Below are 25,690 nucleotides of genomic sequence, written 5' to 3'. Positions count from 1 at the left end.
GGGATAGGTCCCGATGGTCCGGTGAGCCGAGGGTGCGCAGTGGAGGCCAACCCTGACGCTGATGTCGTGGTCGCGGTCAAGGCGAAAGCCGATCGACTGCGGGTCCATGTCCGCGGCTGAAAAGCTGATGACGCTCCCGCGGGGTTCGTCAGCAGCGGGACCGTGAACGGTTACCCGTCGCATGCCTGCAAGCCCTTCCAGAATCTGCCGGACCAGAGAGGCCTCCCGCTCCCTGATGGCAGAAAGCCCCGTCCGGGCGATGAACGCCACCCCCGCCCCGAGGCCGGCGATGCCGGGAGTATTGAGGGTGCCGCTCTCGTACCGTTCGGGCATGGCGTCCGGCTGTTCCTCGTCGGAAGAGTGGATGCCGGTCCCCCCCACCATGAGCGGCGTGAGTTCGGTCCCTTCGGCCACGTAGAGGATACCGGTTCCCTGGGGGCCGAGGAGTCCCTTGTGCCCCGGCGCAGCCAGCAGGTCTATGCCGATTGCCGGCGCATCCAGGGGAATCATGCCGGCAGACTGGGCCGCATCCACCAACAGCAGGGCGCCCCGCTTTTTCACTTCAGCGCCGATCTCTTCCACGGGCTGCAGGGCCCCGGTAACATTGGAACAGTGGGAGAGGGCCACGAGACGCGTGTTTGGCCTCATGGCCGCCGCAACGGCTTTCGGGGTAACGAATCCCCGGCGGTCTGCGGGAACCCTGGTTACCTCCACGCCGCGCCCCGCAGCCACATGCAGCGGCCGGACCAGAGAGTTGTGCTCCATGGTGGTGGTAACCACGTGGTCGCCGGGAGAGAGGAGTCCCGAAACCGCCAGATTGAGCGCTTCGGTGGCACTGTGGGTGAATACCACGCGGGAAGAATCGGTCACCCCCAGCAGGGCTGCCACCGCCTCTCGCGCCTCGAACACTATCCGCGTTGCCTCGATGCTCCGCCGGTACCCTCCCCTGCCGGGACCGACCCCCATGCGGCGCAGGGCGTGGTCAACGGCTTCGTAGACTGCTTCTGGCTTGGGAAAGGAAGTGGCGGCATTATCCAGATATACTGACATGAGAAAAAATTAGCACGCACCCCGGTCATTTGGCAACGGAATTCGGGATAGCGAGCAGCGGGACCGATTCGAGTAGCGGCCCCACCAGGACCATTCCCCGGCCAGGGTCGTCATCGCCGTCGTACAGGCGGCTGCCAAGGCTTTCAGGGAGTTGTCCCGCCCCCCACCAGTTGGCCATGGCCCGGAAATCCTCGGAGCCGGCATTGTATATGTCATAGGTGCCGTTGCCGCTGAAGCTGTTGCCCCACGCCATACCCCTGCCGTCCTCCACTCGCAGCCCCACGTGGTTTCGCGTAATTTCGCTGCCGCTGAGCTTTACGCCGGACCGGGAAAGATGGAGCCCCGCCCGACGGTTGCCCGCAACGAGGCTACGCAGCACGCTCCCCTCGCACTCCGTAAGGACGATGCCGGATTCGCATCCTTCCACGACGGCGCCCTCCAGCTTCAGGCGGGTATCGGAGGCATTGATCCCTGTCCCTTCGCAGGCGGCAACACGCACACCGACCATATAGAGGGAACTCCGCCGTGCCTTGAGCCCATCGGCATTCCCGTTGAGCAGGACGTCACGCAGATCGATCTCACTGCCGTCCAGCTCCATTCCCACCTCACAACCGCTCACCTCGCCGCCGGCAAAGGTGACCACCGACTCGGCCAGCCGCACACCGGTGCCGCACGAGTTGAAACTCGCACCGTTCATGGTCAGGGTGGAGTAGGAGGCGTCGAGCCCCATGACGGCACCCTCGACCCGGCAGTGCTCAATGATGTTTTTCTTTTCGCTGGCCAGCAGGACGATCCCGTACCACTCGCCCGCCAGGGGAGTCCCGTTCGCCGAGGTAAAGCGGACCGGGGTATCGATACTGCCCCGGACCACGAGGCGCCCCTGCACGAGAAGACCCGGCGCCGATGCCCCTCCCGGGGCAGTGCGCCTGAACCGGACCACGGTGCCGGGCTCCAGGGTCAGGGTAGCCTGGGGAGCGACCCGCACCCAGCCCTCGACGGCGACTTCACCGCGCCAGGTAGTGTCTTCGGTGATCAGAAGGTTGCGCAGGACCGTTGCCGACGCCGGCGCGGCCGGTGCGAGGCGATCGAGTCCCGGCAGGGTTCGCCGGGGGGTATCGACACCGGCACCAACGGCCGGCACGGGAAGAGCCTGCTCGGGAGATGGCCCGGCGCTGCCCTTGGCCACGGGGCGCTCCGCCGCAACCACCGGGGACTCGGCAACGGACGCGCCGGCAGGTGTGGTTGCCGGCGTCTCAACAGGCACCGGCTGAACATGCCACCTTCCCATGAACTCAGCCAGGGTGGCGCAGCCGGCCAAGATCCCGAAACCTGCCACGGCCAGGCCACAGGCCATTATCCGGATGAAGCGCCGCGCATGGTTCGTTGTCATGGCTCATCCTCACTTCTGCTGTACACGCGGTTCTTCCCGTACTCCTTTGCCCGGTAGAGAAGATCATCGACCCGCTTGAGGAGTTCCCCGCGGCTTCCCCCGTCGCGGGGGAAGGAGGCAACGCCGACGCTGACCGTAATGCCGTGGGGAGCTATCCCCTTGAGCACGTCGAGGCTCTGCCGCTCCACCAGTTCACGCAGCCGCTCCGCCACTTGGAGGGCACTGTCGAATTCGGTTTCAGGCAGCAGGACAATGAACTCCTCCCCTCCGTAGCGGAAGGCAAAATCCGAGCTCCGCAGGGCCTCGCCGAGGAAGTCGCCCATGGCTGCCAGCACCTTGTCTCCGTGGGGGTGGCCGTAGGTGTCGTTGAACCGTTTGAAGTCGTCCACGTCAAGCATGATGATGGCAAGAGGCTTTTCGTACCGCTTGGCCCGGTTCAGCTCACGATTGAAAACCTGCTGGAAATATCTGTGGTTGTACAATCCCGTAAGGGAATCGGTGATGGCCATCAGTCGCGTCCGCGCGTGAAGCTGGGCATTGTCGATGGCCATGGCAGCGAAGGATGCGAGTACCGACAGGAGCTTCATCCGCTTCTGGTCGAACTGCCGGGGGACGAAATCGTCCAGGTAGAGGATGCCGACAATGCGGTTCTGGATCATGAGAGGAACGCAGATCAGGGATCGTATCCCCTCGTTGAGGGCGGTGGGATTGTGGAAGAAGCTCGTGTCGGCCGTGTCGTTGACAAAGAGAATCTCGCCACGGGTCAGCACCTGCTCCGTGAGACCGCCGGGCTGGACGTTCCAGCGCTCGGTCTTGACGAACTCCGGAGTCAATCCCTTGTGGGCATGGAGGGTAAGATCGTGACGGTACCCGTCGTAGAGGGCTATGCTGCCGGCCGGTGTTTCGGCGAAGCGCATGGCGCTCGTCAGGATGTGCCTGAGCACCGAATCGAGGTCAAGGGTGGAAACCACGGCACCGGCCACCTCGATCAGGTCCTTCAGCGCGCTCACCTCGGCTTCGAGCATTTCCCGCGTGCGCTCGGGGCTGCGTTCCATAGGGATCCTTTTCCTCCTGAAATGGTAATTAGTAGCACAGCAGGCCGGCAAAGTAAATCGGACAGTCTGCCAGGGCATACGGAACAGGGCCCGCGCACCTGCCTCGGCAGAGCATTGCCCCGTCGATTCAACCTGTTATGAGATTCTATTTTTACCGCTTGACACACCATATATATTGTGGCTATCTTTTCACCGCAACACAACATATATGGTTCCTACCAACAAGACATCCCCACGAACCAAGGAGAATGAAATCATGGCAGAAACGATGACAAAGGCCGCCGATATCCCCGGACTCTCGAAAAATGCAGTGACGGTCCTCGAGAAGCGCTACCTCAAGCGCGATACCGGGGGCAACGTGCTGGAAACTCCGGTGGACATGTTTCAACGGGTGGCCCGATCCATCGCCGAAGCCGACAAGAACTTCGACAAGAAGGCGGATGTCAAGGCTCTTGCCGCACAATTCTACGAGCTGATGACCTCCTTCGAGTTCCTCCCCAACTCGCCGACTCTCATGAATGCCGGCCGGGAACTGGGCCAGCTCTCCGCCTGCTTCGTGCTGCCGGTGGGCGATTCCATGGAGGACATCTTCGACGCGGTCAAGTACACGGCCCTGATTCACAAATCAGGCGGCGGCACCGGCTTTTCCTTTTCCCGCCTCCGTCCCGCCCACGACGTGGTCCGCTCCACGTCGGGAATCTCCAGCGGTCCCATTTCCTTCATGCGGGTCTTCGATGCCGCCACCGAGACCATCAAGCAAGGGGGCACGCGGCGCGGCGCCAACATGGGAATCCTGCGGGTTGATCACCCGGACATCATGGATTTCATCATGTGCAAGGACGATCAGAAGCACCTGAACAACTTCAATATTTCCGTGGGGCTCACCGAAGCCTTCATGGAGGCGGTGGAGCGGGACGCCGACTATGACCTCAACAACCCCCGTGACGGCAAACCCTGCGGCACCCTGAACGCCCGCAAGGTGTTCAGCCGGATCGTAAAGCAGGCATGGAAGAACGGCGAGCCGGGCATCATCTTCCTGGATCGCCTCAACAAAGACAACCCGACCCCCCACGTGGGCGTCATCGAGTCCACCAACCCCTGCGGCGAACAGCCCCTGCTCCCCTATGAATCGTGCAACCTGGGCTCCATCAACCTGGGCAAGATGGTGAAGGACGGCGACGTTAACTGGGACCGGCTGCGGGAAGTGGTGCGGCTTGCGGTGCACTTCCTGGATAACGTGATCGAGGTGAACAACTACCCCCTCCCCCAGATCAGCGAGATGACCCGCGCCAACCGCAAGATCGGCCTCGGCGTCATGGGCTGGGCCGACATGCTCATCCTGCTGGGCATTCCCTACAATTCACCGCAGGCCATCAGCCTGGGCGAGAAGGTGATGCGCTTCATCAACGACGAAGGGCATGTCTATTCCCGCGAACTGGCAGCCGTGCGGGGATCCTTTCCGAACTTCGCCGGCTCCATCTACGACCGGGCCGGCGAAGGCCCCATCCGCAACGCCACGGTGACTACCATTGCGCCCACGGGCACCATATCCATCATCGCCAATGCCTCCAGCGGCGTGGAACCGCTTTTTGCGGTCTCTTTCATCCGCCAGGTGCTCGACAAGAACATTCTGGTGGAAGTCAACCCGATTTTCGAGGAAGTGGCCCGCCAGCGGGGTTTTTACTCCGAGGAGCTGATGCAGAAGATCGCCCGGCACGGCACCATCCACGATCTGCCCGAGATTCCGGAAGATATCCGGAAAATATTTGTCACCGCCCACGACATCACGCCGGAAGACCACATCGAGATGCAGGCGGCCTTCCAGAAGTACACCGACAACGCCGTGTCCAAGACGGTTAACTTCCCCAATAGCGCGGCCATCGAAGATGTGGAGAAAGTCTACCGGCTGGCCTACAAATCGGGCTGCAAGGGTGTAACTATCTACCGCGACGGCTCCCGCGACGAACAGGTCCTCTCCACCGGTGTCAAAGAGGACAGGGAGAAGGTGGTTCAAACCGAGGAGAAACGGGCCGTGAAGCGCGATCGTCCCAAGGCGCTCAAGGGGTGGACCTACCAGATGCAGACGGGGTGCGGCCCCCTGTACGTGACCATCAACGAGGACAAGGCCGGCCTCTTCGAACTCTTCACCACCATGGGCAAGGCGGGCGGATGCGCCTCTTCCCAGTGCGAGGCCATCGGCCGGATGGTATCGCTGGCTTGGCGCAGCGGCGTTCAGGCCCGCCAGGTGATCAAGCAGCTCCTCGGTATCTCCTGTCACCTTCCCGCCGGCTTTGGCGACAACAAGGTGCTGTCCTGCGCCGATGCCGTTGCCAAGGCGATTCAGGCCCACATGCAGGCAGCCGGTTACGATGTCAGCCTGGAAACCCAGGCCCCCGAACGCGGCGCCTGCCCCGAGTGCGGCGGCATTGTTGAGCATGAGGGCGGCTGCGCGGTCTGCCGGGTCTGCGGCTATTCGGAGTGCGCATAGCACCACCCATTCCAGAAGGAGGCGTTATGAAAAGAATCCTCGTGGCTCTCGCCCTGACGTTCGTTGCCGGCTTCGCGTTTGCTGCCGATGAGAAACCACTCCCAAAACCCGATGTTCTTACCGAGGAGACGGTGTACACATCGCAGCGCCTCTCCGCAGTCTATGACACCATCATCATCCGCGACCTCACCACCGACGGCGCGGAGCTGTCGAACCTGGACAGCGAAGAGATGACAAAGCTTGAGGCCATGAAGCCGTTACTGGTCCGCACCGTCACCGACAGCATCGAAATGGAGCTCAAGCTGAACAAGCTGTTCAAAACCATTCAGAAAAACACTCAGCCCAAGGGCAAGGCAGTGATCCTCGAAGGAGCCTTCACCGAGTTCAATGCGGGCAATCGTGCCGTGAGGTTCTGGGTGGGCTTCGGGGCCGGCAAGACCTACCTGAAGGTGAAGGGACGGCTGATCGATGCCGAGTCGGGCAAGGAACTCGCCACCTTTGAGGACCGCGAGACGGGATACCGCGGCACCATGACCCTGGAAAACTTCGCGGACCTTTTCCCTCACCAGGCCAAGAGCCTGGGGGAGAACATCGTCAAGTTCATCCAAAAGCTCTATTGATTTCTCTTCTCCCTGTGGTAACCAAGAATGGGAGCGCCTGATGCGCTCCCATTTTTTTGCGCGAGGATACCAATGACAACAGATTTGAATTCCCTGCTCTGGGATACGTCGCCCCTCTACGCATCCGCAACCTGTGAAGACATAGACCGGGACCTGTCCCGCGGCGCTGCGGAGGCCCGGGCGTTCCGTGAACGCTACGCCGGAAAGGTGGCAACCCTTGATGCGGCTGAGGTGGCAGAGGCGGTGCGTCGCTACGAGGACCTCGGCGAGCTTCTGGCCAAACCCCAGTTGTACGCCCACCTCCTCTTTGCCGCCGACTCGGAGGCCGACGATCACAAGCGGCTCTCCCAGCGAACTGCCGAGTTCGGCAATCTCATGAGCCGCGAGCTTCTCTTCTTCGACCTGGAGATCATGGAAATAGCCGATGATCGCTTCGCCGGGCTGCTGTCCAACGAGCTTCTCGCCCCCTACCGGCACTACCTGGAAAGCGTGCGGCGGTTTCGGCCCCACACCCTGAAGGAACGGGAGGAACAGCTCCTGAAAATGAAGAGCCTCACGGGCACCGATGCCTTTTCGCGGCTCTTCGACGAGCTGTCGGCCTCTCTTAGCTATCGGATGGAACTTGACGGTGAAGAGCGGGACTTCACCGGCGAGGAACTCCTCGGGCTCCTCCACCACCCCGAGGCCGGGGTGCGTGAACGTGCCTTTGCCACGTTCCTCAATCGCCACGAGGAAAACGGCATCGTTTTTTCGAGCGTATTCAACAACGTTGCCCTGGATCACTCCCAGGAACTGGAGTTGAGGGGGTACCGCCACCCCATGGAGCCGACGAACCTGGGCAATGAGATCCCCGAAGAGGTGGTCAACCGGCTGATGGACGTGTCCGAGGCCAACTATGGGCTGGCGCGCGATTACTTCCGCCTGAAGGCCCGGCTCCTGGGACTGCCGAAACTGAAGAACACCGACGTCTATGCCCCCGTTGGGGACAGCGACCGGACGTACTCCTTTGACGAGGCACGGGAACTGGTGCTTGAAGCCTACGGCCGTTTTCACCCCCGATTCGGGGAGATGGCCGCGGCATTCTTCGACGAGCGGCGCATCGATGTCCTCCCCCGCCCCGGCAAGAGCGGCGGAGCGTTCTGCATGGGGATGACCCCGCACCTCTCTCCGTACCTGCTCCTGAACTACACCGGCAACCTGCGCGACGTGGCCACCCTGGCCCATGAACTGGGGCACGGCCTCCACTTCGAGCTGGCCCGGAAACAGACCATGCTCAACTACCATGCCCCGCTTCCTCTGGCGGAAACGGCGTCGGTCTTCGGCGAGATGCTCCTGACCCGCTTCCTCCTCCAGCGGGAGAGCGACCCGAGTGTGAAGATCTCGCTGCTGTGCGCCAAGATCGAGGACATCATTGCCACGACCTTCCGTCAGAACGTGCTCACCCGCTTCGAGGAGAGGATGCACCGGGAGCGGCAGGGGGGCCTTCTCACCTCATCACGGCTGTGCGATCTCTGGTGGGAGGAAAACGGGAGGCTCTACGGCGATGCCGTGGACATGATCCCCCCCTACCGCTGGGGCTGGAGCTACATCTCCCACTTCATCCACGCGCGGTTCTACTGCTACTCTTACACCTTTGCGGAGTTGCTGGTTCTTTCCCTCTACCGCAACTACCTGGAACAGGGAGACCGGTTCATCCCGACGTATCTGTCCATCCTGGAAAGCGGCGGTTCCCTCTCGCCCGCCGATACGGTCAGGCCCGCCGGCATCGACCTGGCCGACCCGCATTTCTGGCAGAAGGGATACGATTTTCTTGCGGAACTGATCGAAGAACTGAAGGGGCTGGTGGAACAGCGTCAGCATTGACGAACAACAAAGGCCGCCGGGGGATACCCACCGGCGGCCTTATCGCGTAACGTTGTGAGATCCTGTGTTACCGTATCCTAGAACTGAAATCCCACCTCGGCAAAGGGTCCGCCGAAATCGACATCTGCCTTGATGTCGCTCTCATCGATCTCGATTTTCTCGTAGCGATACCCTGCCGCGGCGAAGAGGTGATCGAAGAGGATCAGCTTGCCCCGGGCAATCAGGTCATAATAGCGGTTGTCGCCGTACGCCATGCCGCGGGCCTCTCCCTCGGCGGCAAACCACGAAAGCGGCTTGACCTGGACTCCGGCGTAGATCATGGGAACACCGAGTACCAGCGATTTCGATTCGGTGACACCACCCTGGACGACCTCGGCCTTCAGGTCGATCAGCCGGGCGTCGATGCCCAGGTCAACGTTCAGGATGCCGGCGGTGGCGGTCTTGAGCAGCGGGACCCCCCAGTAGAGGCCCAGGTCGTAGTGATCGAGCTTTAACTCAGAGGTAAAGGGGATGGTGCCGTCGAAGGTCACGTCCCCGAACTGGAACGTGCCGCTCTTGCTCCCCTGGCCGTTGAACTCCATGGGGGTAGCCATAAGATAGAGGTTGGGGAAGAACAGAGGTGTTTCGATCTTCACTCGCCCCATGAGACGCGTCTCGTCGTCATATTTCAACTCGTCCTTAACATCGAGGCTCGTCCCCTTGTAGGCAAAGTTACCCCGGGGCGTAGTGTTCCAGCCGCCCACTGCCGCCTCGATCCCCATGGCGCCGGCGGATGCGGCGGTGGCCGCGAGCAGCAGTACCGCCCCGACCAGTTGCTTGATTCCCATGCTGTCCTCCCTGCTGGTGTGATGAACGAGAAGTTCGTATCGTCACCACTGAGCCACTTCTTGAGACAAATCTGCAGCGGGCGTCGGAATGTGACAAAGGCCGCCGCGTCATCCCGCCGGCGGCCTTGCCGTAACCTTCACGACCGCCCGTTGTCAGTAGCGGTAGTGGCCCGACTTGTAGGGGCCGTTTTTGGGCACCCCGATGTAGGCGGCCTGCTCGTCGGTGAGCTCGGTCAGCATGGCGCCCAGGGTCTTGAGCTGCAGCCGGGCAACCTTCTCGTCCAGTTCCTTGGGGAGCATGTAGACCCCGACCGGGTACTTGCCAGGGTTGCAGAAGAGCTCGATCTGGGCAAGAGTCTGGTTGGCAAAGGAGGAAGACATGACATAGGACGGATGTCCCGTGGCGCAGCCGAGGTTCACGAGGCGACCCTCGGCCAGCAGAATAATCCGCTTACCGTCCGGGAAGATGATGTGATCCACCTGGGGCTTGATGTTTTCCCACTGGTACTGCTTCAGCGCCGCCACTTCGATCTCGTTGTCGAAATGGCCGATGTTGCAGACAATGGCATTGTGCTTCATGGCCTTCATGTGGTCGTGGGTGATGACGTTGATGTTGCCGGTGGTGGTGACGAAGATGTCGGCCTTGTCGGCGGCATACTCCATGGTAACCACCTTGTATCCTTCCATGGCGGCCTGAAGGGCGCAGATGGGATCGATTTCGGTTACCCATACCTGGGCCTGAAGCCCGCGCATGGCCTGGGCGCACCCCTTACCCACCTCGCCGTAGCCGCAGATCACGGCAACCTTGCCGGCAATCATCACGTCGGTGGCCCGCTTGATGCCGTCCACCAGCGACTCGCGGCAGCCGTAGATATTGTCAAACTTGGACTTGGTCACCGAGTCGTTGACGTTGATGGCCGGGAACTTGAGCGTGCCCTTTTCATGCATCTGATAGAGGCGGTGCACGCCGGTGGTGGTCTCTTCCGTGACCCCCTTGATGGCGGCAGCGACTTTCGAGTACCACCCCGGCTTCTCGGCGAGACGCTTCCGGATGGAGGCAAAGAGGTACTGCTCTTCCTCACAGGTGGGGTTGGCAATGACCGAGGGATCCTTTTCGGCGTCGCTTCCCAGGTGCAGGAGCAGCGTCGCGTCCCCCCCGTCGTCGAGGATCATGTTGGGAGTGCCGCCGTCGTGCCACTCGAAGATCCGGTGGGTGAACTCCCAGTACTCCTCAAGGGATTCGCCCTTGTAGGCGAAAACGGGGATGCCGGCGGCGGCGATGGCGGCGGCGGCATGGTCCTGGGTGGAGAAGATGTTGCACGAGGCCCAGCGCACCTCGGCGCCGAGGGCCACAAGGGTTTCGATGAGCATGGCGGTCTGGATGGTCATGTGGAGCGAGCCGGCGATGCGGGCGCCCTGGAGGGGCCGGGTGGCGGCGTACTCCTCGCGGATCGCCATGAGGCCCGGCATTTCGGTCTCGGCAATGATCATTTCCTTGCGTCCCCAGGCGGCAAGGGAAATATCCCTGATGCAACAGTCATTGAACGTTCCGGCGGTATCCCGCGCAACGGGTTGGGTCATCTGAAGCCTCCATCCTGATGAGAGAGTAATTTAAACGAACTATATATCACGTCACATCCAATCCGGTCAAAAAAGAAACCATCCTGCAACGAAAAAGGCCGTCCGCCGGCTGGATGCCGGGGACGGCCCCGAGACGCGAACGTTCGCGGCGTCGAAGATCAGTGATAGACGCCGCAGCCGATGAAGACCGTGTCGTCCACTTTCTTCACGTAGGACGATTTCTTCTGCATCACCCTGGTTTTGGGATGGGGCCACTTGTAGTCGTACCACCCCTCCCCCTTGCGGGCAGTATCGATCAGGCCGATCGTTACGAGACGGACGTTTTCGTCCTTGGACTGGAGCTGGTTCTTGCCGATAAGGGTCGGATCGGATCCGTGGGCGAGAAATACGCCATTAAAGCCGACGGCAAAGATGTACAGATCGTTCTTGACAAATTTGCCCTTGGGATTGCTGAACTCCACGAACGCCTTTTCCTTGCCGTGTTCCTTGATGTAAGCGGCCGCCCTCTCCACCAGGGCCTTTGCCTCTTCCCGCGTTCCCGTGCCCCCCGTGGCCGCCGTGCAGATTGACGCAGTCAGACACAGGATTGCCGCCACCATTGCCAGGATTGTTCTCATGCGTTGGTCTCCTTACCGGAATGTCAGTGCTACACAACGGAACATAGTATACCACACCGCAAGCAGGTCAACAGCGCGGCAGCAAAGGGAAAACCCCGCAACGGCAACCGTCGCGGGGCAGGAAAATCATAGAAAGGGTCAGGCGGCTTTTACCGCCTCCTCACCCACTGCGAAGAGTTCGTCGAAGACCTCCTGAACCGTGGTGATCCGATCCGCCTTCCAGGCGTTGGTTCCGCAGAAGATCAGCCCGGTTTCCACATCGCCGCGCTGGGCCCGGTCAAGGGCGCTGACGATGCAGAACCGCTCGCCGGTTTCTTTATAGGAGCACTTTTTGAGACAGCCATTGCCGCAGGCAACCCCCTTGAGCTGATCGTGGAGCACGATCTGGTCCTGGTTGCGGAGGATGGCGCGCCCGGGCAGCCCTGCCGGGCTCATGATGAGCCCGATGTCTTCCCGGCGGCACTCGAGGTACGCCTGCTTGTAGGCCTCGTCGGCATCGCACTCGACGGTCGGCACGAACCGGCTGGCCATCTGCACGGCGTCTGCCCCCTGCTCAAGGGCATGGAGCACGTCGTCGCGATCCCAGATTCCTCCCGCAGCGACAACCGGCACCGAAACTCCGTATTCTTCGAGGAAAAAGGCCTTGATCGCCCTGATGGTGCCGTACTGGTCATAGGTGCCGGCGCCGATGTTTTCCAGTTTCTCGCCCAGGTGTCCGCCGGCGGTGTCAGGGTCTTCCACAACCACCGCATCGGGCAGACGGCTGAATCCCTTTTCCCACTTCTTGGCAATGAGCTGGGCCGCCCGGACCGACGAGACGATGGGGACCAGGGCGACCTCGGGGGCGTGGGCGGTCAGTTCCGGCAGGGTCAGGGGAAGCCCTGCGCCACAGACGATGACCTTGGCCCCGCCTTCGACGGAGGCACGGACCAGTTCCTCGTAATCGGTCAGCGCCACCATGATGTTCACGCCAATGACCCCGTCGGGAGCGATGGCATAAGCCTTGCGCAATTCCTGCCTCATGGCCTCGGGATTGCTCTGGAGGTAATTCGCGCCCGTGAACAGGCCGCTGTTGAGGGATATCCCCGCAGCAGCCACCAGGCCGACTCCGCCGCACTTTGCCACATGACCGGCGAGCCGTCCCCCCGATATCCTCACCCCCATCCCGCCCTGGATGAGGGGATACTTCACTTCATGCCTGCCGATTTTCAGCGGTCCGACCATGTACACCTCCGTGGTGCCGTTTGTATACGCCCGTTACACCATAGCAGAACCGGCAGGGTGCAGGTGTAATAGTTTTGTAAAAGGAAACCTTGCAAACCCGGCGCCAGGGTGCTACACACAATCCCATGAGATGGCTCAGGAAGCTAGCCAATCCGCTTTTCGCCCTCATCGGCATCCAGGTGGTATGGGGACTCTTCGTCTTCTACTGGATCTACTGGTTCGTGGGGCGGCACAAGGAGTTCCGGGAACTGGCCCTCCGCTACCGGCCCGAACTGCTCGTCCGCGGCTTCGACTGGATAGTGCTCGTGGAGGGACTCATCCTGCTGGTGCTCATCCTGGCCGGGGTTTATGCACTCTTCATCTTCTGGCGCCGCCAGTCCAAGCTCTACCGCGAACAAAAGGAATTCATCTCCCAGGTTACCCACGAGCTCAAGTCGCCGCTGGCATCCATCAAGCTCCACCTTGAGACGATCCGGCTGCGCAAGCCGCCGCCCGACAAGCTGGAGCGGTTCCTCGACACCATGCTTGAGGACACCGAGCGCCTCGACAACCTCATCAGCAATTTCCTCATGGCGGCCAAGCTTGAGCAAAAGTTCCGCACGACCCAGCAGACTGTCGTCGATTTTTCCGCCTTCCTCGTCCGCTCAATGGAGCGCCTGGGACAACATCTGCCCGAGGGAGGAAACCTGACGCTCCAGATAGACGAGGGAATCCGGGCAGCCATCGATGCGGAGGCCATGGAGACGGCGCTTCGCAACCTCTTTGAAAATGCGATCCTGTACAGCCCCGGAGCTCCCGATATCAGGGTTGCCCTGACCCGCTCCGGCGGGGACTGCGTCCTCACCTTCAGCGATCAGGGCATTGGCATCGCCCCCCACGACATCAGGAAGATATTCAGGATGTTCTACCGGGTTCGCAGACCAGGAGAAACCATCCGGGGAACCGGCCTGGGACTCTGGATCGTCAAATCGGTGATCCGGGAGCATGGGGGACGGATCGCCGTTTCGAGCCGGGGAAACGGCATGGGGACGACCTTCACCATTACACTGCCGCTGGCCCGCGGAGGGGATCGTCAATGACTGAGGAAAAACCGCACATTCTGCTGGTTGAAGACGAAATCCACCTGGCTCGGGGGATCTGCTTCAACCTGGAGATGGAAGGATACCGCGTCAGTCATGTGGAGAGCGGCGAAGCTGCCCTGGAGCGGCTGGCCTATGACCGGTTCGCGCTCATCATCCTTGACGTCATGCTGCCGGGCATCGACGGGTTTACCGTATGCGAACAGGTGCGCGCCACCGACGCACGCGTGCCGATACTCATCCTCACCGCCCGGGCCGATGACGGCGACCGGATCACGGGCCTCGACCGGGGCGCGGACGATTATCTGACCAAGCCGTTCAATCTGAACGAATTTCTTCTTCGCGTGCGCGGCATGCTGCGCCGCTCGGCCTGGTACCGGCCGGAACCGGTGGAAGAGGGATACCGCTTCGGCGACAACGAGGTTTTTCTCCTCTCCTACCATGCGCGGACCGCCCAGGGCGAAGTGGACCTGACCGAACTGGAGGTCAAGATGCTGTCGCTCTTCTTTCACCGTGAAGGGGAAGCGATCCCGCGGGGAGATATCCTGGAAAACGTGTGGGGCTACAGCTCCGATGCCGAGACCCGTACGCTCGACAACTTCATTGTCCGACTGCGCAAGTACTTCGAGCCGAACCCGGCAAAACCGCTCTATTTCCAGACCGTCAGGGGGGTGGGATACCGCTTCAGCAGGAAACCCGGGACCGGGGACCGGGAATCGGGGACCGGAAACATCTGAAGGAGCCATGCAGGACGAGAAAACTAAAAAAGGCCGGAAGGTATCCCCTCCCGGCCTTTTGCCATTGCTGGTCCGGTCCCTCCTGGCCCCGGCCCTTAGGCTTTCTGACGAATGATGTCGACCCTGTCGGTCCGCTCCCAGGTGAATTCGGGGAGTTCACGTCCGAAATGGCCGTAGGCAGCGGTCTTGCGGTAAATGGGGCGAAGCAGGTCAAGCTGCTCAATGATGGCGCGGGGGCGCAGATCGAAGACCTCGCGGATGATCTCGGCGATTCGGACAGAGGGGATCTTGCCGGTGCCCGCGGTGTCGACCATGACCGACACGGGCTCGGCAACGCCGATGGCGTATGCCACCTGCACCTCGCAACGCTCGCACAGCCCCGCCGCCACCAGGTTCTTGGCCACGTAACGCCCCATGTAGGCAGCCGAACGGTCGACCTTGGAAGGATCCTTGCCCGAGAAGGCGCCGCCGCCGTGGGCGCCGTGGCCGCCGTAGCTGTCGACGATGATCTTGCGGCCCGTGAGGCCGCAGTCGCCCATGGGGCCGCCGACCACGAACCGGCCGGTGGGGTTGATGAGGAAGCGGGTCTTGTCGTCCATGAGCTCCGTGGGGATGATCTTCTTGACGACCTCCTCGATGATCCCCTCCTTGATGGTTTCATAGGAGACTTCCGGCGTATGCTGGGACGAGATGACCACGGTGTCGATCCGGACCGGCTTGTCGTCGACGTACTGGATGGAAACCTGGGATTTGGAGTCGGGGCGAAGGAAACCGAGGGTTCCGTTCTTGCGGACCTCGGCCAGCTTCTGGGTCAGCCGATGGGAGTACATGATGGTCATCGGCATGAGCTCGGGAGTTTCATTGCAGGCATAGCCGAACATGAGCCCCTGGTCGCCCGCGCCCTGCTCCTTGAACATGCCCTCCCCCTCGGTGACGCCCTGGGAGATGTCGGGGGACTGCTTGTCGATGGAGACGAGAACCGCGCAGGTTTCCCAGTCGAAGCCCATGGCTGAATCGTTGTAGCCGATCTCCTTGATGGTCTCGCGCACGACCTTCGGATAGTCAACCACAGCGGTGGTGGTGATTTCGCCGGCGATTACCGCCATGCCGGTGGTAACAAGGGTTTCACAGGCAACCCTCGCCGTTTTGTCCTGAGTAAGTATCGCATCGAGAACGGCGTCCGAAACCTGGTCGGCAACCTTGTCGGGGTGGCCTTCGGATACCGATTCGGACGTGAAAATATAATCCTTCATCTCCATCGCGGTTCATTCCTCCTCGTGTGGGTATGGGGGTAGCGGTTGAAAAAGACGATGGATTGTATCGATTGGGGGAGAGAAAATCAAGGGCTAAAACCGGGACGATCAGTCGAAACTCTCGGAAAAACGCGCTGAAATCTCGCTTTTCACAAAGGACTCCACCTCGGCTGCGGTGGCAAAGGTGAGTGCGCGGGCAACCAACCGCTCGGCGTCGGCGCGCCTGGCGCGTCGAAGGATCTTCTTGACCCGGGGAATGGAAACGGCTGTCATCGACAGTTCGTCAAACCCGAGCCCGAGCAGGATCGGCAGGTAGAGGGGCTCGCCCGCCATTTCACCGCACATGCAGACACGGATTCCCGCGGCATGGGCCGCATCGACCACGGTTTTGAGCGAACGGAGAATGGCGGGGTGAAGCGGCTGATACAGGTGCGCCAGATGCTCATTGGTCCGGTCGATGGCCAGCGAATACTGGATCAGGTCATTGGTCCCCACGCTGAAAAAATCCACCTCCCGCGCCAGCAGGTCGGCGATGGTCACCGCGGACGGCACCTCGATCATGATGCCCGTCTCGATCTCCTCGTCAAAGGGGATGTCGGCCGAACGCAGCTCTTCCATGCATTCACGGAGGATTGCCTTGGCGCTCCGCACTTCCTCGATACCGGAAATCATGGGGAAGAAGAGCCGCACCGTACCCTTGCGGCCGGCCCGTAGAATCGCCCGCAACTGGGACTTGAAGACTTCAGGCCTGCGAAGGGACAGCCGGATGGCGCGCAGCCCCATGGCAGGGTTCATCTCGTCTTCCAGGTGCAGATCGGTGGCCAGCTTATCCCCGCCGATGTCGAGGGTCCTGATGGCGACCGGGTCGGGTGCGACATTCTCCACAATGGCTGCGTAGGCCCGGTACTGCTCTTCCTCGTCAGGGAGCTCCGGCCGGTTCATGTAGAGCATCTCTGTGCGGTAGAGCCCCACGCCCTGGCCACCGTGGCTCGTGAGGGAAGGAATTTCCTCGGGAAATTCGATATTCCCCATGAGTCTCATGCGGTGACCGTCCTGGGTCTCGGCGGGCAGGTCCTTGAGCTTCAGGAGCTCCTGTTCCAGGTAGTCGTAATGCTGTTTTTTCCGCAGGTAATCGCGGAACATCTCTTCGGAAGGATTGACGACAATGGTGCCGGTGGTGCCGTCGATGATGACCGGCAGGCCATCGATATCCTCAGCCGTGATGGTTTCAAGGCCGACCACTGCCGGGATCTCGAAGGCACGGGCCAGAATGGACGTGTGGGAGGTCCTCCCCCCCAGATCGGTGACGAAACCGACGACTTTCCCCTTGTCCATCTGGAGGATATCGGTGGGGGAGAGATCATGGGCGACAATGAGCCGTTTTCCCTCGTCAATGGCGTCGATACGCTCATGACGTTTGCCGACCATGTGACGCAGAATCCGCTCGACCACGGTTTCCACGTCCCCGAAACGCTCCCGCAGATAATCGTCGTCGATCCCTGCGAAGAACTCCTTGAACTTGTCGAGGTTTTTCTTGAGCGCAGCCTCGGCGTTGATCCCGTCCCTCTCGATGAGATCAATCGTGCCCTGGCGCAGCATGCTGTCGTCGAGGATCAGAAGGTGGGCGTCGACCACATAGAGGTGCTCTGCGCCCCTGCGGGCGGCGAGAGATTCCTTGAGAGCCAGCAGGTCGTCCCGCGAGCGTGACAGGGCAGTGGTGAATCGTGCCACCTCCGCCGGAATATCCTCGGGCGGCACCGCGGCTTCGACCACAATAACGCGGCTGCGGTCAGTGACGCGGGCAGTGCCGATGGCGATCCCCGGCGACGCGCCTATGCCGCTGAATACCCTGGTTTCACTCCTCGCCGAACCCATTGGTGATTATCTCGCCGAGAGAGGCCATGGCCTCCTCCTCATCGTCTCCTGCCACCCGTACTCGGATGGTCGTTCCCTTGGCAGCGGCGAGCATCATTATGCCCATGATGCTCTTGCCGTTCACCTCGACCCCTTCCCGCTCGATCTTGATGTCCGAATGGAACCGGCTGGCCGTTTTGACCAGCAGGGCAGATGCCCGTGCGTGGAGGCCGAGTTTGTTTACTATGGTGAATTCCCTCTCAAGCATTTCGCTGGCTACCTCGGATCATTTCAGATAATCGCCGGCAACGGCTATGCTCTCCCGTCCGCAGTCCCTGAGCAAACCCGCCAGTTCCGCGACGGTAGCTTTCTGCCGCTCGCTCGCGAATTTGATCACCATCGGGAGGTTGACACCCGTGAGGACCTCTACCCGTTCTCCTTCGAGAAAGGACAGACTCATATTGGAAGGAGTGCCGCCGAACATGTCGGTCATGATGATGGCGCCATTGCCGGACACCTGCTTGACGGCAGCGGAAATCCTGTCCATGATGCCTTCCACCTGATCGCCCTGTTCGATACCTATTGCCTGGGCCTCTTCAATGGAGCCCACTATCATTTCGGCGGCCCTCAGCAGTTCCTTTGCCAGGCCGGCGTGAGTTACAAGAACAAGTCCTATCATTATCTCATCCTTTTTCCTTGTCCCGATGGGACACCTTCGCAGCCAGTCCGAGCCCGGCGAAGAATGTCCGCAGTTCTTCGACAATGGCGACTGATCGATGCCGGCCGCCGGTGCATCCCACGGAAACGGTCAGGTATGATTTCCCCTCGCGCTGGTAGGAGGGAACGAGAAACTCCAGCAGCCCCTTGAACCGTTCGAGAAACTGCCTGGTTTCCTGCTTTTCCAGAACATAGGTGCGGACGTTCTCGTCCAACCCCGTCCCCGGCTTCAGTTCCGGCACGAAATGGGGGTTGGGAAGAAAACGGACATCCATCACGATGTCCGACTCCAGAGGAATCCCGAACCGATAGCCGAAGGATTGCAGGTGAATTGTCATGGGGCGTGTTCCCGACTCGCCCTTGATGCGGGCGTGGACCAGTTCCTTCAACTGGTGCACGTTCAGCTCCGACGTATCGATCACATGCGTGGCCAGCCTTCTGAGCCCGGCAAGTTGTTCCCGTTCATAGCGGATTCCCTCCGGCACAGACCCGCTTTCCAGGGCCGGGTGGCGACGGCGGGTCTCAGAGAACCGGCGGACCAGCACTTCATCGGTGGCATCGAAAAAGATTACCTCAACCGAGTGCCCCGCTTCGTCGATCTGCTGAAAAATGTTCTCAAATCCCTTGATAAAGTCCCGGCCGCGGATATCCATGACCAGTGCCACGCCAGCCACATTCTCACCCGAGCGGCAGACCAGATCGATGATGGTCGGGAACAGAAGAACCGGAAGGTTGTCGACGCAGAAGAACCCTTCGTCCTCCAGCACGCGTACCGCCGTTGACTTGCCGGAGCCCGAAAGCCCTGTGATCACAAGAACGCGCATGGCTATTCAACCTCGTTCCCGAGGGGACGGACTTCCATGCGGGCCAGAAGTTTTTCGTGGAATTCACGGGCGGAATGATAGCCCATGCCCTTGAGAAGGTGGTTACGGGCCGCCACTTCGATGATGGAGGTAAGGTTGCGGCCCGGACGCACGGGAATCTTGATGTGGGGCAGATCCACATCGAGGATGGCGTACACCTCGTCATCCAGGCCGAGCCGGTCGTACTCCTGGACAGGGTCCCAATCGATGAGTTCGATCACCATGTCGATGATCTTTTTCTCGCGGATGGAGGAGACGCCGAACAGATTCTTGACGTTGATGACCCCGAGCCCCCGGATCTCCATGTGATGCTGGATCGCTTCGGCTGCCTGGCCCACCAGCGCCGCCGGCATCTTCTTCTTGACATACACCACGTCGTCCGCCACCAGGCGGTGCCCCCGGATCACGAGGTCAAGGGCGCACTCGCTCTTGCCGATGCCGCTCTTGCCCAGGATCAACACCCCTACCCCAAGGACATCAACCAGGACGCCGTGAATGTGGGTGGTGGGAAGAAGGCGTTCCTCCAAGAATTTCGTGATCAGCGAAATGAACGTGGAGGATTGGTGCGGCGTCACCAGCAGGGGAATGCCGGCCTTTTCCACTTCGGCCTTGAGAAAGGCCGGCGGATCGAGCCCCTTGGTGACGATGAAGCAGGAGATGGGGTAGCCGCAGAGCTTCTGGATGTGGGTGAGCGCCTGCTGTTCCGCTATCTGTCGGAGATACGAAATCTCCGTGTTGCCGAGCACTTGGACCCGGTCGGGGTGCAGGTGTTCCGTATAGCCGGTGAGGGCGAGCCCCGGCTTCTGGATGCGGGAACTGTGAATGCGGTGCCCCACACCCGCGCCACCGGCGAGCAGCACGAGTTCGAGCCCGTACTCCGTATCGTCGAGGAGATCCTGAATAGCGAGACTGATGCTGTTCAACGGTGGTTTTCCTGGGCGCGGGACCGTGCCAGCCCGCGCCGGTGACCGGGAGAGCACACATCCGGCGAGCTGCCAGGCAACTCGCCGGATGATGAGAATCCCTGCAATGATCGACATCCCATGGCCGGATTCACGAAATCTCCCGAATTCCGGCCGCCGACAGGGGACAGCCTACTTGCGCTGGGGCTCGATGAGGCCGTAGTTGCCGTCCTTCCTGCGATAGACAACATTGATGGCCTCGGTTGACGCGTCGGTGAACACGAGGAAATCCTTGTGCAGGAGATCCATCTGCATCACAGCCTCTTCCACGGACATGGGCTTGATGGAGATGGTCTTGCTTCTGATCACGACGGGTTCGGTCCGCTGCTCGATGCTTTCGGCCGTAACGACGCTCTTCTGGATTTCCAGGGCCCGATCGTCGGCAGACGGCTTGTGCTCCTTGAGCCGCTCCTTGTAGCGGCGAAGCTGCCGCTCGATCTTGTCGATCACCGCATCCAGCGCGGCATACATGTCATTGGTTTCTTCCGCGGCCTTGATGGTAACTCCCTTGGCGGTAAGGGTCACTTCGGCGATGTGGCGGATCTTCTCCACCGTGAGAAATACCTGAGCGGTAATCGGCTCGTCGATATATTTCTTTACCCTCTCCAGCTTTTCAGCGGCGTAGCTCTTAAGGGCCTCGCTCTGCTCCATGTGTCTGAATGTCGTGGTAATCTGCATGACTTCCTCCTTGCTGTAATGGCCGCGTTCCGGGACTAACCGCCCTTCGTGGTCTTCACTGTAATCAAAGCACGAAATGACGATCCTTCAACCCGGAACATCGAAAGAATAACTCAAAATGTAAGCTGGTCAAAAATGACGTTTGCGCTCTGATGATGAGCCGATTTTCAACATCTCGCGGTATTTCGTTACGGTTCGTCGGGCGATGTTGATGGTGTGCGCCGAAAGCAATTCAGCGATACGCTGGTCGCTGTAGGGCTTCCGGGGATCCTCGGAATCAACGATTTCCTTGATCTTGTTCTTGACGCTCTCTGAGGCGATGAAATCTCCTTCGGTAGTTGAAATGCCGCTGTTGAAAAAATACTTCATCTCATAGAGCCCCTGGGGGGTCTGCATGTACTTGTTGGTGGTGACGCGGCTGATGGTCGACTCGTGCATGCCGATATCCTCAGCCACATCCCTGAGCACCAGGGGGCGGAGGTGTTCGATGCCGCGGTCGAGAAACTCGCGCTGGAATTTCACGATGCTCTTCGCGACCTTGTAGATGGTTCTCTGCCGCTGATGGATGCTCTTGATGAGCCACATGGCGGATCGGGACTTTTCGTTGATGTACTCTTCGGCCTTGGCGTCGACGGCAGCGCCGTTCTTGATCTCGCCGGCGTAAAAGGGGCTGATTCTCAGGTTGGGCAGGCCTTCGTCGTTAAGCACCACAACATAGTCATCAGCGATCTTGTGGACAAAGATATCAGCCGAAATGTAGTGGACATCTTCGGAGCCATAGACGCGGCCCGGCTTCGGATCCAGGCCGGCGATAATCTTGGCTGCCATGAGGATGCTGTCCACGTCGACCCCGAGAGACTTGGCAATTTGTTTGTACTTGCGGGTCTCCAGGTCGTGGAGGTGATTGCGGAGGATGCCGTCCACAACGCTTCCGGCCATACCGAGCTGCTCCACCTGGAGCAGGAGGCATTCCCTCAGGTTGCGCGCCCCCACGCCCATGGGGTCGAACTCCTGGATCTTCTTCAGGGCCGACTCTGCCACGGATTCGCTCACGGAGCACGCCTGGGCGATTTCCTCAACCGTGGCGCGCAGGTAACCGTCTTCATCGATGTTGCCGATAATCTCCGCGCCGACCCGCGCCTCATCATCGTTCAGCTTGGTCATATTGAGCTGCCACATGAGATGATCGGCAAGGGTTCCCTTGCGGGTCAGGATGTTTTCATAGGATGGACGATCTTCATCGTCGTAGTACTGTTCGCCGGAACTGTAATTGTAGCCCTCAAGATAGCTGTCCCAGTCCGACTCCCGGGTCTCTTCCCCCGTGGTGACCTCGCGGAAATCCTGTTCAGCCGGAGCGGGAGCATCCTCCTTTTCGGAAAGTTCTACCAGATCCTGCTCCTTGACCTCCTCAGCCTCCAGAGACTCTTCCAGAAGTGGATTCTCCTCCATCTCCTGACGGACCAGATCCTGAAGCTCCAGCCGCGAAAGCTGGAGAAGCTTGATGGCCTGCTGCAACTGGGGCGTCATCACCAGTTGCTGGGTCATCTTCATCTGTTGGCGCATTTCAATGGCCATACACGACACACCTTTGATGGAAGATCCGGCTGTAAAACCGGCTCGCTCTCCCTCGTGAACGGGTTGCGCACCGGACTCCGACCGCTGCTAGAGCCTGAATGATTCTCCCAGGTAAATCTCCCGGGCTGTCCTGCTTTCGGCAATGGCGACCGGATCGCCATGCTCTATGACCTCTCCGGAATTCATGATGTATGCGCTGTCGCATACACCGAGGGTTTCGCGCACGTTGTGATCCGAGATCAGAATGCCTATGCCGCTCTCCTTGAGGGCCGTAATGATCCCCTGGATATCGATGACCGCAATGGGGTCAATGCCGGCGAAGGGCTCATCAAGGAGAATGTACGACGGATTCGTTGCAAGGGCGCGGGCGATTTCGACCCGCCTCCGTTCGCCGCCGGAAAGGGAATAGCCCTTGCTCCGCGCGATATGGCTTATCTTGAACTCCACCAGAAGCTCGTCGGCCCTCTCCCTCCGTTCAGCCGGGGAGTAATCCATGGTCTCCAGGACCGCGAGCAGGTTCTCCTCAACCGTGAGCTTGCGGAATACTGACGGCTCCTGGGGGAGATAGCTGATGCCGCGCCGCGCCCGCTGGTACATGGGCAACGCCGTGATATCCTCTTCGCCGAGAACGACTTGGCCGCCGTCGGGACGGCAGAGCCCCACAACCATGTAAAACGTGGTCGTCTTGCCCGCACCGTTGGGGCCCAGCAGGCCAACCACCGTGCCGGGAGCCACCAGGAGATCGACGCCGTTCACCACCGTACGCTTGCCAAAGGATTTTTTAAGGCCGTGCGCCCTGAGGGCCGTTTCAGCGTTTCGTGCCGCCATTCTTCCCCTTGTCCTTCGGATGGATGACAGCCTCGACCCGGGAGTCGCCGCCACCGGTCACGATGCTCCGTTCTTCGTTGACAAAGTAGGTGATGACCTTGCCGGAGATCATGTTTTCCCCCTGATACACCTTGGGCTCACCGCTCAGGACGATTTTCTGTTCCGTGTTGTAGTAAACACCCTCCCTGGCCGTTGCAAGGCGGTCGCCCTGGACGATCTTCACGTTGCCGACCGCCTCGACCTTTTCCACGTCGCCGCCGTCCTCGCGGTAGTGAATGACGAGCCGATCGGAGTAAATGGTCAGATCGCCCTGCCTGGCCGTGACCTTACCGCTAAATGTGGCGGTCCGGCTGCGGCTGTCAGTGGAAAGTTCGTTGGATTTTACAGTGATCGGCTGCCCTCCCCGACTGGCCGGCAACGGTCCGGCAACGGCAGCCGCCGTCACGGCCAGCAGGAAAAGCGCGGAGATGAGCGTCCGCTTCATTTCAATCCTTTGGGGCGGGCGCGATGGTAGCCCGCACATCATTCAGTATCCGCAAGGTGCGGGTCGGGACGAGAAACTCCATTCCAACCCCTTCGACGATAAACCGGGCATCCCGGAACCTGACCCGGTCATCGGTCACCACAAGCTGGCGCGACGCCCGGTAGAATGCCTTGCCGGTCGTAAACTCCATGCCGGATGTGCTTCGGGCATTGATGTTTCCTGTAAGCGTCACGTCCTTTGTGGCGTTGAAGTACTCGGCCTTGTCCGACCTGAGGGTGATCTCCCCAGTTTTGTCCGTGCCGGGAAATACGATCCGCACCCCCGTCAGGAGCGTCACGTCGCGTTGCCGATCGTACTCGCCCCTGTCGGCATAGAGGTCCCACTTCTTTACCCCCTCCCGCGTTTCGGCATAATGAAGGGTCTTCAGCGAGAGATCTATGTTGCGGGGAAGCTTGGGCAATCCCGTCTCTTTTTCATTGCCGCCCACCAGGCGAATGGCGAGCGCCGCCGCGAGATAGAGCGTCGTGAGAACGATGACAACGGCAAGAATATGCCTGATTTTATTGGTCTTTACCATAAAAACAGGGGCAGTATACCATCTCACCCTTACCCTGTAAAGGAATTTCAATGCGCTTATGCCTGTTTTGGCACAAAGATTGTAGTGCTAGTACCTCATGTTCCGCAACTCCGCACCCGCAGCCGCGCAAGTCCCCACGGCCCCGCCCGTATCAGACTGGTTTTCCCCTTCGAATATCTCATCGAAACGGCCGGCACTATTCCGAAAGGCCCTGAGCAGTGCCGGATCAAAGTGTGCCGGCATGGTCCGACCGTCACCTTCAAGAATGATCCTGCACGCGGTTTCATGGTCGTAGGGGGGCTTGTAGACCCGTGGGCTGCGCAGGGCGTCATACTGATCCACGAGCATGACAATGCGCCCTTCCACGGGGATATTCTCCCCCTTCACCCCGTAGGGATAGCCTGTTCCGTCCCACCGCTCATGGTGACAGAGGGCAATCGACTCGGCCATCCGGAGCATGCCGTAGGACGATCCCCGAAGGATGTGCGCCCCGATCACCGTATGAGTGCGGATCGTTGCGAATTCCTCACTGGAAAGCGGCCCCGGCTTGAAGAGAATTGAATCGGGAATGCCGATTTTGCCGATATCGTGCATGGCGCTCGCCAGCGTTATCGTATCGACGAATTCATCGCTCATGGCCAGCTCACGCGCCATATGATTGGCATAGAGCCCGATCCGGGAGATGTGGGCGCCGGTGTCCTCGTCGCGGAGTTCCGCCGCAGCGGTGAGGCGTTGCACAACCTCCTTGCTCATGTCTTTAAGCATCTGCAGGGTGTCGGCCAGCTCTCCGGTCCGCTGCCTGACCGTATTTTCCAGTTCGATCTTGTAGTTCTTTTCGATCTTAAGCAGGCGGTAATAATTGATTCCCTTTTCTACTGCATGAAACAGATAGAGCGGATCGTAGGGCTTGATAATGAAGTCAAAGGCGCCCTGCTTGATCGCTTCCACCGCCACGGACAATTCCGCATAACCGGTCATGAGGATCACCGGCACATCCTGGTTGGAGGTCCGAATGGCCCGCAGGACTTCTATCCCCGTCATCTCGGGCATATTGATGTCGGTAATGACAATGTCGATCCCGCCGCCGGCGAGGCGACGCATGGCATCGGCCCCCCGGCCGAAGGGATGCACGGCATAACCGTAGGCAACGAGAAGCGCCGACAGGCTTTCGAGCACGTAGGGGTCGTCATCGATGACGACTATGGTTCCATCGTGTCGCTTGAGCATGGTGATTGCTCCTTACGGAAGGACGGACACGCTCCGGCGCCGCCCCCGAGAACAAGGGGAAGATGATGGGAGATACTCTCTTTTCGGACAAAACGGACGGGGCTTTAGGCGCAGGCTTACTGAAGGAGGAGCGTCAGAAGA

At 60.4% G+C, this 25,690-nt stretch carries 24 protein-coding genes; 5 read left to right on the top strand and 19 right to left on the bottom strand.

The window, feature by feature from the left end:
* The 3 genes from AC6CDK_RS02960 to AC6CDK_RS02950 form a co-directional block, all read right to left on the bottom strand.
* Positions 1–1,050, bottom strand: a 1,050-nt coding sequence (locus tag AC6CDK_RS02960; protein WP_496639708.1) for an aminotransferase class V-fold PLP-dependent enzyme, incomplete at its 3' end; no start/stop codon positions are given.
* Between the two features lie 25 nt (positions 1,051–1,075).
* Entirely contained in the window at positions 1,076–2,440 is a 1,365-nt protein-coding gene (locus AC6CDK_RS02955; protein WP_192905004.1) for a NosD domain-containing protein, read from the bottom strand.
* The gene (locus tag AC6CDK_RS02950; protein ID WP_066357326.1) at positions 2,437–3,495 is read right to left on the bottom strand and encodes a GGDEF domain-containing protein; all 1,059 of its coding nucleotides are present in this window, start codon (positions 3,493–3,495) and stop codon (positions 2,437–2,439) included. The genes AC6CDK_RS02955 and AC6CDK_RS02950 overlap by 4 nt, the downstream gene beginning before the upstream one ends.
* Positions 3,496–3,751: 256 nt before the next feature.
* Here AC6CDK_RS02950 and AC6CDK_RS02945 point away from each other — a divergent pair, with 256 nt between their 5' ends.
* The 3 genes from AC6CDK_RS02945 (at position 3,752) to AC6CDK_RS02935 (ending at position 8,466) form a co-directional block, all read left to right on the top strand.
* Positions 3,752–5,983 carry a vitamin B12-dependent ribonucleotide reductase gene (locus AC6CDK_RS02945; protein WP_039644325.1) on the top strand — a complete coding sequence of 744 codons (2,232 nt, stop codon included), beginning with the start codon at positions 3,752–3,754 and terminating at the stop codon, positions 5,981–5,983.
* Between the two features lie 26 nt (positions 5,984–6,009).
* On the top strand, positions 6,010–6,603 hold the full coding sequence (locus AC6CDK_RS02940) for a DUF4410 domain-containing protein (protein WP_039644323.1): 594 nt from the start codon (positions 6,010–6,012) through the stop codon (positions 6,601–6,603).
* A 72-nt stretch (positions 6,604–6,675) separates the two neighbouring features.
* Entirely contained in the window at positions 6,676–8,466 is a 1,791-nt protein-coding gene (locus tag AC6CDK_RS02935) for a M3 family oligoendopeptidase (protein WP_192905005.1), read from the top strand.
* A gap of 77 nt (positions 8,467–8,543) precedes the next feature.
* On the opposite strand, the gene AC6CDK_RS02930 is transcribed toward AC6CDK_RS02935, so the two are convergent.
* The 4 genes from AC6CDK_RS02930 to AC6CDK_RS02915 all read right to left on the bottom strand — a co-directional run bounded on the left by AC6CDK_RS02930 (position 8,544) and on the right by AC6CDK_RS02915 (position 12,715).
* A complete protein-coding gene (locus AC6CDK_RS02930; protein WP_226048182.1) occupies positions 8,544–9,293 on the bottom strand; it encodes a TIGR04219 family outer membrane beta-barrel protein in 750 nt (249 codons plus the stop codon).
* 153 nt (positions 9,294–9,446) lie between these two features.
* Complete coding sequence (ahcY, locus tag AC6CDK_RS02925; protein ID WP_039644318.1) at positions 9,447–10,874, bottom strand: adenosylhomocysteinase; 1,428 nt, start codon at positions 10,872–10,874, stop codon at positions 9,447–9,449.
* A 158-nt stretch (positions 10,875–11,032) separates the two neighbouring features.
* The gene (locus AC6CDK_RS02920; RefSeq protein WP_039644316.1) at positions 11,033–11,491 is read right to left on the bottom strand and encodes a cache domain-containing protein; all 459 of its coding nucleotides are present in this window, start codon (positions 11,489–11,491) and stop codon (positions 11,033–11,035) included.
* A gap of 138 nt (positions 11,492–11,629) precedes the next feature.
* Positions 11,630–12,715, bottom strand: coding sequence for an NAD(P)H-dependent flavin oxidoreductase (locus AC6CDK_RS02915; protein WP_039644314.1), 1,086 nt, complete (start codon positions 12,713–12,715; stop codon positions 11,630–11,632).
* A 125-nt stretch (positions 12,716–12,840) separates the two neighbouring features.
* Between AC6CDK_RS02915 and AC6CDK_RS02910 the strand changes: the two genes are divergently transcribed.
* Together AC6CDK_RS02910 and AC6CDK_RS02905 are read left to right on the top strand one after the other, a co-directional pair.
* Positions 12,841–13,794, top strand: coding sequence for a sensor histidine kinase (locus tag AC6CDK_RS02910; RefSeq protein WP_192905006.1), 954 nt, complete (start codon positions 12,841–12,843; stop codon positions 13,792–13,794).
* Positions 13,791–14,531: a response regulator transcription factor gene (locus tag AC6CDK_RS02905; protein WP_039644311.1), complete on the top strand. Its 741-nt coding sequence runs from the start codon at positions 13,791–13,793 to the stop codon at positions 14,529–14,531. Before AC6CDK_RS02910 ends, AC6CDK_RS02905 begins: the two co-directional genes overlap by 4 nt.
* 95 nt (positions 14,532–14,626) lie before the next feature.
* On the opposite strand, the gene metK is transcribed toward AC6CDK_RS02905, so the two are convergent.
* The 12 genes from metK to AC6CDK_RS02845 form a co-directional block, all read right to left on the bottom strand.
* Entirely contained in the window at positions 14,627–15,790 is a 1,164-nt protein-coding gene (gene metK, locus AC6CDK_RS02900; protein ID WP_039644309.1) for a methionine adenosyltransferase, read from the bottom strand.
* Positions 15,791–15,892: 102 nt separating this feature from the next.
* Positions 15,893–17,659, bottom strand: a complete 1,767-nt coding sequence (ptsP, locus tag AC6CDK_RS02895; RefSeq protein ID WP_066357325.1) for a phosphoenolpyruvate--protein phosphotransferase — start codon at positions 17,657–17,659, stop codon at positions 15,893–15,895.
* Positions 17,640–17,906 (bottom strand): HPr family phosphocarrier protein, encoded by a 267-nt coding sequence (locus AC6CDK_RS02890; protein WP_039644305.1) that lies wholly within the window; start codon positions 17,904–17,906, stop codon positions 17,640–17,642. The genes ptsP and AC6CDK_RS02890 overlap by 20 nt, the downstream gene beginning before the upstream one ends.
* A gap of 18 nt (positions 17,907–17,924) precedes the next feature.
* A complete protein-coding gene (locus tag AC6CDK_RS02885) occupies positions 17,925–18,317 on the bottom strand; it encodes a PTS sugar transporter subunit IIA (RefSeq protein ID WP_039644303.1) in 393 nt (130 codons plus the stop codon).
* 4 nt (positions 18,318–18,321) lie between these two features.
* A complete protein-coding gene (rapZ, locus tag AC6CDK_RS02880) occupies positions 18,322–19,179 on the bottom strand; it encodes an RNase adapter RapZ (protein WP_039644302.1) in 858 nt (285 codons plus the stop codon).
* A 2-nt stretch (positions 19,180–19,181) separates the two neighbouring features.
* Complete coding sequence (gene hprK, locus AC6CDK_RS02875; protein ID WP_066357324.1) at positions 19,182–20,141, bottom strand: HPr(Ser) kinase/phosphatase; 960 nt, start codon at positions 20,139–20,141, stop codon at positions 19,182–19,184.
* 171 nt (positions 20,142–20,312) lie between these two features.
* Complete coding sequence (gene hpf, locus AC6CDK_RS02870; RefSeq protein WP_039644298.1) at positions 20,313–20,858, bottom strand: ribosome hibernation-promoting factor, HPF/YfiA family; 546 nt, start codon at positions 20,856–20,858, stop codon at positions 20,313–20,315.
* Between the two features lie 129 nt (positions 20,859–20,987).
* Positions 20,988–22,433, bottom strand: a complete 1,446-nt coding sequence (rpoN, locus tag AC6CDK_RS02865) for an RNA polymerase factor sigma-54 (RefSeq protein WP_039644296.1) — start codon at positions 22,431–22,433, stop codon at positions 20,988–20,990.
* Between the two features lie 87 nt (positions 22,434–22,520).
* Entirely contained in the window at positions 22,521–23,261 is a 741-nt protein-coding gene (gene lptB / locus AC6CDK_RS02860) for an LPS export ABC transporter ATP-binding protein (RefSeq protein WP_039644294.1), read from the bottom strand.
* Positions 23,242–23,745, bottom strand: a complete 504-nt coding sequence (lptA, locus tag AC6CDK_RS02855; protein WP_039644292.1) for a lipopolysaccharide transport periplasmic protein LptA — start codon at positions 23,743–23,745, stop codon at positions 23,242–23,244. Before lptA ends, lptB begins: the two co-directional genes overlap by 20 nt.
* 1 nt (position 23,746) lies before the next feature.
* Positions 23,747–24,322 carry an LPS export ABC transporter periplasmic protein LptC gene (gene lptC / locus AC6CDK_RS02850; protein WP_192905007.1) on the bottom strand — a complete coding sequence of 192 codons (576 nt, stop codon included), beginning with the start codon at positions 24,320–24,322 and terminating at the stop codon, positions 23,747–23,749.
* Between the two features lie 87 nt (positions 24,323–24,409).
* Positions 24,410–25,549: an HD domain-containing phosphohydrolase gene (locus AC6CDK_RS02845; protein ID WP_039644288.1), complete on the bottom strand. Its 1,140-nt coding sequence runs from the start codon at positions 25,547–25,549 to the stop codon at positions 24,410–24,412.
* Positions 25,550–25,690: the final 141 nt, after the last annotated feature.

The organism is Geobacter sp. PheSNFMC (assembly GCF_059620965.1).
This window is presented reverse-complemented; position numbering and strand designations above follow the sequence as displayed.